The organism is Deinococcus yavapaiensis KR-236 (assembly GCF_003217515.1).
In the GTDB taxonomy this organism is placed as follows: domain Bacteria; phylum Deinococcota; class Deinococci; order Deinococcales; family Deinococcaceae; genus Deinococcus_A; species Deinococcus_A yavapaiensis.
This window is the reverse complement of record NZ_QJSX01000002.1, coordinates 353,585-366,098: the sequence shown is the minus strand read 5'-3', so window position 1 is coordinate 366,098 and position 12,514 is coordinate 353,585. Positions and strand designations below refer to the sequence as shown.

12 protein-coding genes are annotated in these 12,514 nt (G+C 64.5%); all 12 read right to left on the bottom strand.

All coding sequences use genetic code 11. From position 1 onward, the window contains the following. On the bottom strand, positions 1-107 hold a 107-nt coding region (locus DES52_RS04180), incomplete at its 3' end, for a GTP-binding protein (RefSeq protein WP_211317859.1). Positions 108-386: 279 nt separating this feature from the next. Next, positions 387-800, bottom strand: a complete 414-nt coding sequence (locus tag DES52_RS04175; RefSeq protein ID WP_110885502.1) for a hypothetical protein — start codon at positions 798-800, stop codon at positions 387-389. A gap of 59 nt (positions 801-859) precedes the next feature. After that, positions 860-2,374 (bottom strand): CoA-acylating methylmalonate-semialdehyde dehydrogenase, encoded by a 1,515-nt coding sequence (locus tag DES52_RS04170; protein ID WP_211317851.1) that lies wholly within the window; start codon positions 2,372-2,374, stop codon positions 860-862. Positions 2,375-2,427: 53 nt separating this feature from the next. Beyond that, entirely contained in the window at positions 2,428-3,774 is a 1,347-nt protein-coding gene (locus DES52_RS04165) for an aminotransferase class III-fold pyridoxal phosphate-dependent enzyme (protein WP_110885501.1), read from the bottom strand. Positions 3,775-3,830: 56 nt separating this feature from the next. Beyond that, positions 3,831-4,574 (bottom strand): PucR family transcriptional regulator, encoded by a 744-nt coding sequence (locus tag DES52_RS04160; protein WP_110885547.1) that lies wholly within the window; start codon positions 4,572-4,574, stop codon positions 3,831-3,833. 2 nt (positions 4,575-4,576) lie between these two features. Further along, entirely contained in the window at positions 4,577-5,839 is a 1,263-nt protein-coding gene (locus tag DES52_RS04155; protein WP_110885500.1) for a hydantoinase/carbamoylase family amidase, read from the bottom strand. Between the two features lie 77 nt (positions 5,840-5,916). Further along, positions 5,917-6,996 carry an ABC transporter substrate-binding protein gene (locus tag DES52_RS04150; protein WP_110885499.1) on the bottom strand — a complete coding sequence of 360 codons (1,080 nt, stop codon included), beginning with the start codon at positions 6,994-6,996 and terminating at the stop codon, positions 5,917-5,919. 35 nt (positions 6,997-7,031) lie between these two features. Beyond that, positions 7,032-8,009: an ABC transporter permease gene (locus tag DES52_RS04145; protein ID WP_110885498.1), complete on the bottom strand. Its 978-nt coding sequence runs from the start codon at positions 8,007-8,009 to the stop codon at positions 7,032-7,034. Beyond that, positions 7,985-8,893 carry an ABC transporter permease gene (locus tag DES52_RS04140; RefSeq protein WP_110885497.1) on the bottom strand — a complete coding sequence of 303 codons (909 nt, stop codon included), beginning with the start codon at positions 8,891-8,893 and terminating at the stop codon, positions 7,985-7,987. The genes DES52_RS04145 and DES52_RS04140 overlap by 25 nt, the downstream gene beginning before the upstream one ends. A gap of 2 nt (positions 8,894-8,895) precedes the next feature. Further along, positions 8,896-9,711, bottom strand: coding sequence for an ABC transporter ATP-binding protein (locus DES52_RS04135; protein ID WP_110885496.1), 816 nt, complete (start codon positions 9,709-9,711; stop codon positions 8,896-8,898). After that, entirely contained in the window at positions 9,708-11,105 is a 1,398-nt protein-coding gene (hydA, locus tag DES52_RS04130; RefSeq protein WP_110885546.1) for a dihydropyrimidinase, read from the bottom strand. The genes DES52_RS04135 and hydA overlap by 4 nt, the downstream gene beginning before the upstream one ends. Positions 11,106-11,133: 28 nt before the next feature. Further along, positions 11,134-12,513, bottom strand: coding sequence for an NAD-dependent dihydropyrimidine dehydrogenase subunit PreA (gene preA / locus DES52_RS04125; protein WP_110885495.1), 1,380 nt, complete (start codon positions 12,511-12,513; stop codon positions 11,134-11,136). Between the last annotated feature and the right edge of the window lies 1 nt (position 12,514).

Below are 12,514 nucleotides of genomic sequence, written 5' to 3'. Positions count from 1 at the left end.
GCCGTGAACGTGATCGCGGCGGTGAGGGTGGTCTTGCCGTGGTCGACGTGGCCGATGGTGCCGACGTTCACGTGCGGCTTCGTCCGCTCAAACGTGCCTTTTGCCATAACTTTCTCTCCTCCAAGCGGTGGACGCGAATCAGCAATTCGCCGAGGGTCCACATTGGGTTTCTTCTCGCCGAGGGTCTCCACGTGCCCAACTGCACGGACGCCTACTCGGCACAAAAGCGCGCCTTCGCCTTTGATCGGCGCACCAAGGGACTATGCTATACGAAAGATCAAGGAATGGCAAGTCATGGCGATCGTGCGTTTTTCACGACTGACACGACGTCGGCGAAGAGGAAAGGGGAAGCTGGCGGCTTCCCCTTTCCTCTTCGTCTTTGCTCTTCAGCGGCTCGTGTAGCGTTGCACTTCAGGGTCGAGGGCGCCGATCAGGCCAAAAATTCCGACGATCGTTCCGAACGGAAAGTTGAAAAGCGCGAAGACAAAAATGACGATGGCGGCCGTCCGTCCCCAAGCGCGACCTTGCTGAACGGCTTTCAAAGCGAAGAACTCGAACGCCAGCCACGCGAGTCCTAAGAACGCCGAGATCCACAGGGTGGCGCCCGTGAATACGCGCGCGAAGTTGAGCCCCGCCACATCATCCGCGCTGAGGTCGGTGCTGGACGCCGACATGCCGAAAAGGAAGTTGAGCAGCGCGCCGACGAAGGGCAGCATCAACACACCGAGGGCTCCGAGCACGATGTTCACGATCAGCGACGTGGTCACCCACGGCAACTTCTCAGGTCGAGCGAGGGTCATAGAATGAGCATAACATGAGGGAGAGGGTGGCGATACCCTCTCCCCGGCGTTCGACGCAATCAACGCGTTCGCGGAAAGCCCAAGTCCACCTTGCTCGTACTGGGGTCCGGCCAGCGGCTCGTCACGACTTTGGCGCGGGTGTAGAAGTTGATGCCCTCGGGACCGTACATGTGGGTGTCACCGAACAGGCTCGCCTTCCAGCCGCCGAACGAGTAGTACGCGACGGGCACGGGAATCGGAACGTTGACACCGACCATGCCGACTTGCACGTCGTATTGAAATTGACGCGCGGCGCCACCGTCGCGCGTGAAGATCGCGACGCCGTTGCCGAACGGGTTGGCGTTGACGAGGTTCACGGCTTCCTCGTACGTCTCGACGCGCACGACACCCAGCACCGGACCGAAGATCTCGTCTTCGTAGCAGCGCATGCCCGGCTTCACGTGATCGAGCAGGGCGGGTCCGTAGAAGAAGCCGTCACCTTCCACTCCGTGCCGAGCTCCGTCCACGACGACCGTCGCACCTTCCTGCGGCGCGTGCGTGACGTAGCCCGCCACACGATCGCGATGCTCACCCGAAATCAGCGGACCCATCTCGGCGTCCGGATCGCTGCCAGGACCGACCTTGAGCTTCGGAATGCGCTCGGCGATCGCGGCGACGAGATCGTCGGCGATCCCGCCAACGGCCACGACGGCGCTGATGGCCATGCACCTCTCTCCTGCCGAGCCGTACGCCGCACTGACCGCCGCGTCCGCCGCCATCCCGAGGTCCGCATCGGGCAGGACCACCATGTGGTTCTTCGCGCCGCCGAGAGCCTGCACGCGCTTCCCGTGCTTCGTGCCCGTCTCGTACACGTACTTGGCGATGGGCGTGCTGCCCACGAAGGAAACAGCTTGCACATCCGGATGCTCCAAGAGGCGGTCCACCGCGAGTTTGTCGCCCTGCACCACACCGAACACGCCGTCGGGCAGCCCCGCTTGCTTCAGAAGCTCGGCGAGCAGGAGGCTCACGCTGGGATCCTTCTCCGACGGCTTGAGGATGAAGGTGTTGCCGCACGCAAGGGCGTTGGCCAGCATCCACAGCGGCACCATCGCCGGGAAGTTGAACGGCGTGATGCCCGCCACGACGCCCAAGGGTTGCCGAATGCTGTACACGTCCACGCCGCGCGAAGCGCCCTCCGAGAAGCCGCCCTTCAGGAGATGCGGAACGCCGCACGCGAACTCGACGTTCTCCAAGCCGCGCGCCACTTCACCGAGGGCGTCCGAGTGCACCTTGCCGTGCTCTTTGGTCAGCATTCGGGCGATGTCGTCCCGATGCCGATCCACGAGGTCGCGGAATTTAAACATGATCTCCGCGCGGCGGGACAACGCCGTCGCGCGCCAAGCGGGAAAAGCCGCCTTCGCGATCTCGACGGCGTGGTCCACTTCCTGCAGGGACGCGAGGTCCACGTGGGCTTGCACTTCACCCGTGGCGGGATTGTAGACGGGAGCGCTGCGCCCCGACGTCGACGCGACCGGAGCGCCCGAAAGCCAGTGCGTGACGCGAGCGATTTGAACGTGTTCCTGAGTTTGGGTCATGGGAGTCTCCACGTGCGAGAGAAGGAAGAGGCGCGGCCCCTCACGAACGAGAATCAGTCGTCGGCGGAAACGACTTGCCGAGCGCCGATGATCTCGTCTACGAGGGCGAGGCCTTCTTCGATGGCGCTCAAGGCGAAGTCGAGCTCGTCCTTAGTGATGACGAGGGGCGGGCAGATCCAGAGCATGTTGAAGCGCGAAAAGGCGTAGAGGTACTTCGACTTGAGGTGCCCCGCGAGCTTTTGCATCTCCGGGCTGGTGCCGTTGAAGGGAGCGAGCGGTTCTTTCGTCTCCTTGTCGCGCACGAGCTCGATCACCGTGAACAAGCCTTTGTAGCGAACGTCCCCGACGCAGGCGTACGAGGCGCGCATCCCTTCGAGACGCTCGGCGAGGTAAGCGCCGAGCAGCGTGGCGTTTTCGAACAGGTGCTCTTCTTCGTAGACTTGCAAGTTCGCGAGGGCCGCCGCGCAGCTCACGGGGTGGCTGGAGTAGGTCAGGCCGCCCCACAGCATGCTGTTCTCGAAGAAGTCGGCGATACGCTGATTCACGATGACGGCGCCGAGCGGCATGTACCCGCTCGTGAGGCCCTTGGCGCTCGTCACGATGTCGGGCAGGATGCCGTAGTGCTGCGTGGACAGGTACGTGCCGGTGCGGCCGAAACCGCTCATGACCTCGTCAGTGATGAGAAGGATGTCGTACTTGTCGCACAAGGCGCGCAGTTTCGGGTAGTAGTCGTCAGGCGGCACGAGCAAACCGTTGCTGCCCGTGATGCCCTCGACCATGATCGCCGCGACGTTGTGCGGCCCTTCCATCTGGATGATCTCCTCGATGTGCGACACGCACTCTCGGCGGCACGAGGTCGGCTCCTTGCCGAAAGGGCAGCGGTAGCAATACGGATCGAACGCCCGCACGATGCCCGGAATGCCGGGCTCGACCGGCCAGCGACGCGGATCGCCCGACGCCGTCATGGAGCCCATCGTCGCTCCGTGGTACGAGCGGTAGCGCGTGATGATCTTGTCGCGGCCCGTCACGAGCCGCGCGATCTTCATGGCGTTCTCGTTGGCTTCCGAGCCTCCGAGCGTGAAAAAGCTCTTGGCGAGGCCCGTCACCTCGGCGAGTTTCTTGCCAAGCTTGCCGCGCGCCTCGGTCGCGAAGGCGGGCGCGGCGAAGCACAACTCGTCCACCTGCTTCTTGATCGCTTCGATGACCTTCGGGTGCTGGTGCCCGACGTTGATGTTGATGAGCTGAGACGCGATGTCCAGCCACTCGTTGCCGTCCGCGTCCACGAAGTGACTGCCGTGACCGCCCACCATCGTGATGGGATTGGCGGCGCTTTGCACGGACCACGAGAAAAGGGTGTACTCGCGGTTCTCGGAAACGATCTCTTCCCTACTGGGCGTCATGCGCCACCTCCGTTGAAGTTGATTGACCTCATGCTAGGCGCTTCGTCGCGCCCGTCTCAAGAGACACTCTGTCCGATGCGGTCGAGTTCCACGGCGCCGTCCCGGCACAATTGCAACGCCAAGGCGAGCGCGACCGAGCGCCTCGCCTCGCCGATGTCGCCGAGCATTCCCGTGACCTGGTCGAGGCGGTAGTAGATCGTCTGGCGCCGCACGCCGAGTTGACGCGCGACCTCGGCGACGTTCATGTGATGCCGCAGCAGGAAGTCGAGGGTGGCGAGCAGCGTCGCCCTCGGTCGGCTCGGAAGGGTGAGCAGGGGACCGAGTTGCGCTTTCACGAACGTCTCTGCGCGGCCCGTCTCCACGAGCGCCGCCATGACGGGCGCGAGGCTGCCCTCGCCCGGCGAGCCGTGCGGACGCAAGATGCGCTCGTGAGCCGCGCGCGTGAGGTCGGCGAAGCGCACCTCATGGGAAAACGCCAAGATCGGAAAGTTCAACATTCTCGCGGCGCCCAGCATCTCCGGTGGGACGTCACGCAAATTGCGGACGAGTTCGAGCGCCAACCCCGTCGCGCCGCTCTGCGCGAGGTTGCGCACGTACTGCCCGCGCGCCTCGACGCTCGCGTTCGCCAGCTCCAACCCGGTCGACAGCAACAGTTCGCCGCCCGACAAGAAGCGGTGCCCGTCGAGCACCTCGCTGACATGCACCCACGTCACGCGCGCTTCCAGCTGACCTTGACCGCTCAGGACGAGCGCGCCCGAGAAGGCGGGCAGATCGAGGATTTCGCGCAAAGTCGGCAGCATGGTCAGTCCGCGCCGATCGCCCTTCGCGTCTCGGTCGGGCGCGTCGCCAGCCAAGCGAGTACTTTGTCGGCGAGCTTGTCGAAGGCGGTCACGCTCGAGAGGAGATGCTCTTCCTTCGTGTCCTCGATCTTGTTGTGACTGATTCCGTACAGGCTTTGCACGAACATCATCACCGTCGGGACGCCCGCGCGCGCGACTTCCGCCGCGTCGTGCAACGGTCCCGACGGCAGACGGTGAGACACGCCGACCGTTTCACGAATCGCCTCGTCGCAAAAGTCGATGAGCTCAGGATGGAACGGCATCGGGTCGATGCGCCAGAGGTTGCCGAAGGACACGGAGAGGCCGCCTTCTTGCGCGAACCTTGCCGCCGCGTCCTGCGCCTCTTGCCACATGCGATTCAACATCTGCAAGTCGAGGTGCCGTTGGTCGAGGCTGATCTCGCATGTCTCCACGACGCTCGTCACGATGCCGGGAAGCGTCGAGCATCGCCCGATGGTACTCACGCCGCCGTTGCGTCCCGTGATCTCGTAGACTTCGTGCGCCATCTTGCCCGCCGCGAGAAACGCGTCGCGACGCTTGTCCATGGGCGTCGAGCCCGAGTGCGCCGCCTGCCCCTTCCAAGTGATCGTGTGGCGCTCCACGCCGAAGGTCCCGAGGACCGCGCCGAGCGGAAGGTCCAGGCTTTCCAAGACCGGTCCCTGCTCGATGTGAAGCTCGATGTACGCGGCGGCGTGTTCGAGTTCCTCGCGCGCGTTCAGCACCGAGTCGAAGTCGATGTCGTACGGGGCGATCGCGTCCGGAAGGCTCACGCCGTCCTTGTCGTGCAAGGCGCGCAACTCCTCGGGATTCATCGTGCCGCTCGCCGCGCTCGACCCGAACAGGCTGCGCCCGAAGCGCGCGCCTTCCTCGTCCGCCCAGTCCACGAGGCGCACCGTGAACTTCGGCTTGCCTTGGGCGGCGAGGCGCCTCAGAATTTCCAGGCCCGCCAAGACGTTGAGGCACCCGTCGAGCCACCCGCCGTTCGGCACCGAGTCGATGTGCCCGCCGATCAGCAGAGCCTGCTCGCTCTCTCCTTGCAGCGTCGCCCAGAGGTTCCCGGCGGCGTCTTGATGAACTTCCACGGGAAGCTCGGCGAGCTTCGAGCGCAGAAACTCGCGCGCTCGCGCCCACGTCGGCGTGAACGCGACGCGTTGCGCGCCGTTTTCGTCACCGGTGAGTGCCCGCAGTTCTTTGAGTTCGTCGATGGTTCGTTTCGGATCGAGCATACACACCCCCGTCGAAAGTCGTGAACGAGGGACGAGAGCCCCGTCCTTCCATGGCCCTCGTCCCTCGTCTCGAGGCGTTACGGCGCCTTCTTGCCAGTCGCTGCTTCCCACACCTTGTAATCGACGACGTTCGCGGGCGGATCGGCCTTCAGGATGCCGAGACTCTTGAGCAGTGTCACGTTCGCCTTGAAGGTCGCGGGATCGAGAAGCCCGGCGTTGCCCTTGAGCGTCGGGCCCGCGTTGTACAGCTTGGCGACTTCCGCCATCTGCCACGTCTGGTGTTGCAGAGGATCGGCGCGCGTTCCGCTGCCACGGCACGTGTTGCCACACTGCGGCAACACGATTTGAACGGCCTCCTTCTGATTCTTGACCGCGTAATCCCAACCTTTGATGGAAGCGCGAACGAGGCGCGCGGCGACTTCACGGCCCGACAAGCCCGAACCTTTGAAGTTCGTGTTGTTCAGCACGGCCTGCGTCGTGAACATGTTGTCCTCGAGGAGGTTGATCCCGAGGTCGGCGAGGCGGAAGACGCGCAACTTGCTCATGTCGTAGCCGAGCCCTTGAATTTGGTTGAGCTCGTTGTACGTCATGGCGGACACGAGGTCGACCTTTTCGGGAAACACGAGGCTGGGATCGAAGGGATACGTCACGGCTTGCACGTCGGGCCGTGCGACGTTCGACTCGAGGCTGCTCGTGAGCTTGTTGCGCTTCAACAAGGCGAGAACCGGATATTCGTTGCCGCTCGGCCACACGCCGATGCGCTTGCCTTTGAAGCCCGCGACGTTCGAGATGTTCGAGTTGCGCAAGGCCACGAGGGTGTACCCGCTTCGCTGGAAGATCTGAGCGATGTGCACGACGGGCAAGCCTTGCTGACGCGCCGTGAGGAGGTCGGTGATCCACGTCGTTCCGAAGTCCGCCGTGCCCGTCGCGACCGTTTGGATGGGACTTTGGTCGCCGATGGGCACGAGCGTCACGTCGAGCCCTTCGTCACGGAAGTAGTTCTTCGCCTTCGCCACGAAGAAGCCCGCGAACTGCGCTTGCGGAAACCACTTCAACTGCAGACGAACCGGGATGAGGCGCTGATTTTGCGCGCTCGCCGTCGAGAGGGCTCCCGTGACGACCACGAGACCGGCCAGCAGCAACGTCTTCTTCTTCATAAGCTTCCTCCTTGGGAAGGTGGGAAACGAGCGAATCACTTCGCGCTTCCGAAGCGGAAGGTGAAGCGACTTTCCAGCCACGACACGAGGCCGTAGAAGGCGATACCGAGAACGCTGGCGACGACGATGGCCGCCCAGACGACGTCGAGGTTGAAGCGTCCCGCCTCGATCTGAATGCGGAACCCCAGCCCCTCGCCGGTCGCGCCGAAAAACTCGCCGACGATCGCGCCGATCATGGCGAGGGTCGTGGCGATCTTGAGGGCCGTGAACAAAAACGGCAGGGCCGAGGGCACGCGGACGAGCAAGAAGGTGCGGGCGGGCGGGACGGCGTACGTCCGCATCAAGTCGAGGTGGTGTGGATTCGCGCTTTGCAGACCGCGCACGACGTTCACGACGATCGGGAAGAAGACGGTGATGCCGACGATGATCGCCTTCGAGACGGGTTCGAGACCGAACGCCTTCACGATGACCGGAGCGAGCGCGACGATGGGAACGCTGCTGGCGACCGCGGCGTACGGCAGGAGGCCGCGCTCCAAGAAGCGGAAGCGGACCACGGCGAGCGCCACGAGGATCGCGACGATGGTGCCGCCTAGGTAACCGACGAGCGCTTCTTGCACGAAGGTCACGGCGGCGTCTCGAGCGAGCACTTCGAGGCCGTTGACGAGCGCCGTCCAAACGCGGCTCGGCGTGGGGATGAGGCCGGGCGGGACGGCGTACGCGCGCAGCAACGCCTCGACGGCGAGCAGGGAGAAGACGAAGGTGACGAGGGCGGGCGTCAGGCCCCGCGTCCGGTCGGCGATGCGGCCGATGCCGAACACGCCCAAGACCACGCCGAGCGCCGTGAGAAGCAGGACAGTTCCCTGGTTGGAGGGCGTCGTGCCGAACTGGACGTTCAGCACTTGCGAGATCGCCACGCCCAGCAGCACGAAGCTGGCGACGACGAGACCCCACCCGAGGGCGAGCGGGGCGACGCCGCCGCGCCTCAGCTTTACTTCGGCTGCCCGACTCGCCACGGCGTCACCGCCCTTTCGATCAAGCCGACGAGGCCCACGAGGAAGATCCCGAGGGCGGCTCCGTAAATCATGATCACCCACAAGGCGATCGTGTCGGAAGCGCGCGAGTTCTCGGCGAGCATTTTTCCGAGGCCGCTGAACGAAATCGTGCTGATCTCGGCGACGATCGACCCGATGAGGGCGGCCGTCGCCGCGACCTTGAGGGCCGTGAACAGGAATGGGATGGAGGCGGGCAGTTGCAGCTTCCAGAACACCGTCGCGTGCCCCGCGTGGTACGTCCGCAGCAAGTCGAGCTGAAGCGGGTCGGGACTGCGCAGGCCGCGGGCCACGCCGATCGCGACGGGAAAGAACGCGATGTACGCGGCGATGATCGCCTTGGGCACCCAGCCTTGCACCCCGTACTGTCCCAGCACGACGGCGAGCATCGGGGCGAGGGCGATGATCGGAACCATCTGCGAGGCGATGAGCCACGGCAGCACGGCCCGCTCGAAGCCTCGGCTGATCACCAGCAAGAGCGCGAGGACGATGCCGAGGACGGACGCGATGGCGAGTCCCACGATCGTTTCACCCGCCGTCACCAAGGCGTTGGAAGGCGCGCTCGTGGTGGAGAAGGGCGGAACGCTGAGCGCGCGAAAGCCCGAGAGGAGTTGTCCAGGCGCGGGAAGCGTCGGATTACGAAGCTGCGTCGCGCATTGAGTCGCCGTGCCACATCCGAGGTCGGCGCCAGTCGCCATGATGCGCTGCGCTTGCCCGGCGTTCACCCACAACATCAAAGGCCAGTACAGCGCGAGCACCAAGAAGGCGACGATCGCCATCGGCCAGAAGTTGCCCGTCGAGCGCTTCGGGCGCGAGGAGCGCGCGCCGGGAGAAGGCAGGGTCGTCATGCTCACTCCACCACGTCGAAGCCGTGCCCCTTGCGCAGCAGTTCGCGCACTTTCGTGGCGGCTTCGAAGAAGGCGGGCGTCTCGCGAACTTCGGCAGTGCGCGGTTGCGGCAAGTCGACGTCGACGACGCCCTCGATCTTGCCGGGCCGGGCCGTCATCACGACGACGCGCGTCGACAGGAACACCGCCTCGGAGATGGAGTGGGTGACGAACACGACGGTTTTCTTCGTGTCGCGCCACAGGCGCAGGAGTTCCATGTTGAGGTGCTCGCGGGTGATCTCGTCGAGCGCTCCGAACGGCTCGTCCATCAGCAAGATCGGTGGATCGAAGGCGAGCGCGCGAGCGATGGACACGCGCTGCTGCATGCCGCCCGACAATTGCCACGGATAGGAGCGCGCGAACTTCTCCAGGCCCACGAGCCTCAGCATCGTCTCGGCGCGCGCGCGGCGCTCCTCTTTGGGAAAGTTCATGACTTCGAGGGGCAGCATGACGTTCGACAGAACGTTGCGCCACTCGAACAAGGCGGGCGCTTGAAAGACGTAGCCGTACGCGCGCTGTTCGCGCGCTTCCTGCGGTGTCTGGCCCGCCACGCGCAGCTCGCCCGACGTCGGCGTGAGCAAGTCCGCCATGAGGCGCAGCAAGGTCGTCTTGCCGCATCCCGACGGGCCGATCAGGCTGATGAACTCGCCCGCCCCGATTTCAAGCGAGGCGTTTTGGAGCGCGACCGTCTCGCCTCCGGCCGTCGGGAAGACCATGCCAAGGTTGCGGACGCTGATCGCGCCGCCGACGCTCGAGGGTCTCGCGACCGTCGTCGTCATACGAGGGCCTTCTCCGGCGTCGAGGACGTGGAGCGCCGCAGCAAGCGGCCTCTTCCCTCTTCGCCGACGAACTTGCCTTCACGGACGGCGACTCGTCCGCGAACCGTCACGACTTCGGGGCGTCCGTCGATCTCCATGCCTTCGAAACCGCTGTAATCGTTGTTGACGGAGTGCGTGCTCGCCGAGATGACGCCGCGGTACGAGGGATCGTAGATGACGAGGTCGGCGTCGCTGCCGACCGCGACGGCGCCCTTGCGGGGAAACAAGCCGAAGAGCTTGGCGGCCTTCGTGCTGGCGACGTCGACGAAGCGGTGGATGTCGAGCCCTCCGCGCGACACGCCGTACGTCCACAGCAGGTTGACGCGGTCCTCGATGGCGGGAATGCCGTTGGGAATCTTCGTGAAGTCGCCGTCCCCGAGGTGCTTTTGCTGAACGTCGAACGGGCAGTGGTCCGTGCCGACCGTGTCGATGAGGCCCGCTTCGAGCGCTCGCCACAACGCTTGCTGATTGCTCTTTTCGCGCAGGGGCGGGCTCATGACGTGCTTGGCACCCTCGACGCCGGGCCGTTCGGCGTACGTCTTGTCGAGGATGAAGTGCGGAATGACCGACTCGATGGTGATGTCCACGCCGCGCTCTTTGGCGGCCACGGCGGCTTTGAGGGCAGGTTGGCACGAGAGGTGCACGACGTACCCCTTGGCGCCCGTCACTTCGAGAAAGGTCGCGAAGCGGTTGGTGCCCTCGGCTTCCACTTCGACCGGTCGGCTTACCTCGTGGTACTCCGGGCCGGTCTTGCCCTCGCCGAGAAGTTGCTGCTGCAGTTCGGCGACGAGCGCGGCATTCTCGCAGTGCGCCGTGACGATCACGCCCAGTTCCTTGGCGAGCGTGAGGGTCTTGTAGAGCTCGTCGTCCTCCACTCCGAAGAAGTTCTTGTACGCGAGGAACACCTTGAAGCTCGTGATGCCGTCCGCGACGATCTCGCGCAGTTGCTCTTCGGTCTTGTCGTCGAACTTCGACACGCCCATGTGGAAGGTGTAGTCACACGCCGAGTTGCCTTCCGCCTTGGACTTCCACAGTTCGTACCCTTCCATGAGGTCTTCGCCGCGCGACGGGCAACACATCTCGATGAACGTGGTCGTTCCACCGATCAACGCGGCCTTGCTCGCCGTGGCGTGCGTGTCCTTGGCGAAGGTCGCCATGAACGGCAGGTAGACGTGCACGTGCGGATCGATGAAGCCGGGAAACACGAGCTTGCCGGTCGCGTCGATCACCTCGGCGCCCGCCGGGACCGGCATGTCCTGACCGATCATCGTGATGGTCTCGTCCTCGATGTAGATGTCGGCTTTGTACCGGGCGTCCGCCGTGACGATCTCGCCGTTCTTGATTAGAAGTGACATGAAAGCCTCCTTCGTTCGTCCGTGCAAATCAGTGGATGTCGATGCCGACCTTCTCGCGGTACTTCTCCATCTCCGCCCAGTCCTGCGTCACGGCCGGTTGGTTGACGCTGAGCTGCTTCCACGTGACGGAGTCGCGCCCCGAAGGCACGGAAACCATCTCGATGCAGTTCTCCACGGGGCACACGTTGTAGCACAGCGCGCAACCCACGCAGTCGTCTTCGCGCACGACGGGCTTCGGACGCGTGGAGACGACGCCCTTGCCGTTGAGGCGCTCGTCGTAGCCCGGCTCGACTCGAATGCCGTCGGGGTTGTAGAGGTCGATGCATTGGTGCGCCGTGTCGTTGCACGCCACGTAGCAGAGGTTGCATTGGATGCACTTGTCGTGATCGATTCGCGCGACCGCTCGGTACGAGAGGTCGAAGTCACCGAACGCGGACACGCGCGGCAAGCTCATCCCGACGACGTCGCGCACCGACTTGAACCCCTTGTCGTCGAGCCAGTTCGACAAGCCGTCCGTGAGGTCATCGATGATGCGGAAGCCGTAGTGCATGACGGCGGTGCACACTTGCAAGCTGGAAGCGCCGAGCAGCAGGAATTCCGCCGCGTCCCGCCACGTTTGGATGCCGCCCATTCCGCTGATCGGAAGGCCGGCGCGAATGACTTCCTGGGTCTTGGCGACTTCGGACAGCATGTGCAGGGCGATGGGTTTCACGGCCGGGCCCGCGTAACCGCCGTGGCTGCCGTACCCGCCGACCGACGGGACGAGCTCGAAGGTGTCGAGGTCGACGTTGATGACCGAGTTGATGGTATTGATGAGGCTCAGTGCGTTCGCGCCCCCGGCGACGGCGGCCCGCGCGGGATGCGTAATGTTGGTGATGTTGGGCGTGAGCTTCACGATCACGGGAATGCTGGCGACCGACGTCACCCACTGCGTGATTTGCTCGCAGTACTCGGGCACCTGTCCGACGGCCGAACCCATGCCGCGTTCGCTCATGCCGTGCGGGCAGCCGTAGTTGAGCTCGATGCCGTCCGCGCCGGTGTCCTCGATTCGCCGCACGATGTCGGCCCAGACTCTCGGATCGCTTTCCACCATCGCCGAGACGATCACGGCGCGGTCCGGGAAGAGGCGCTTCACCTCGGCGATTTCACGAAGGTTCACTTCGATCGGACGATCGGAGATGAGCTCCATGTTGTTGAGGCCGACGAGCCGCTGGCCGTACATGCTCAGACCGCCGTAGCGGTTGGAGATGTTGAGAACGGGCGCTCCGATGGTCTTCCAAACGGCGCCGCCCCATCCCGCCTCGAACGCCTTGATGATCTGCGCGCCCGAGTTGGACGGCGGAGCGGAGGCGAGCCAGAACGGGTTGGGCGAGCGGATGCCCGCGAAGTCGATGCTGAGGTCTGCCATG

Coding starts and splice junctions, on each gene's coding strand:
- DES52_RS04175 (WP_110885502.1), bottom strand. CDS start 800: ATGACCCTCGCTCGACCTGAGAAGTTGCCGTGGGTGACCACGTCGCTG.
- DES52_RS04170 (WP_211317851.1), bottom strand. CDS start 2,374: ATGACCCAAACTCAGGAACACGTTCAAATCGCTCGCGTCACGCACTGG.
- DES52_RS04165 (WP_110885501.1), bottom strand. CDS start 3,774: ATGACGCCCAGTAGGGAAGAGATCGTTTCCGAGAACCGCGAGTACACC.
- DES52_RS04160 (WP_110885547.1), bottom strand. CDS start 4,574: ATGCTGCCGACTTTGCGCGAAATCCTCGATCTGCCCGCCTTCTCGGGC.
- DES52_RS04155 (WP_110885500.1), bottom strand. CDS start 5,839: ATGCTCGATCCGAAACGAACCATCGACGAACTCAAAGAACTGCGGGCA.
- DES52_RS04150 (WP_110885499.1), bottom strand. CDS start 6,996: ATGAAGAAGAAGACGTTGCTGCTGGCCGGTCTCGTGGTCGTCACGGGA.
- DES52_RS04140 (WP_110885497.1), bottom strand. CDS start 8,893: ATGACGACCCTGCCTTCTCCCGGCGCGCGCTCCTCGCGCCCGAAGCGC.
- DES52_RS04135 (WP_110885496.1), bottom strand. CDS start 9,711: ATGACGACGACGGTCGCGAGACCCTCGAGCGTCGGCGGCGCGATCAGC.
- hydA (WP_110885546.1), bottom strand. CDS start 11,105: ATGTCACTTCTAATCAAGAACGGCGAGATCGTCACGGCGGACGCCCGG.
- preA (WP_110885495.1), bottom strand. CDS start 12,513: ATGGCAGACCTCAGCATCGACTTCGCGGGCATCCGCTCGCCCAACCCG.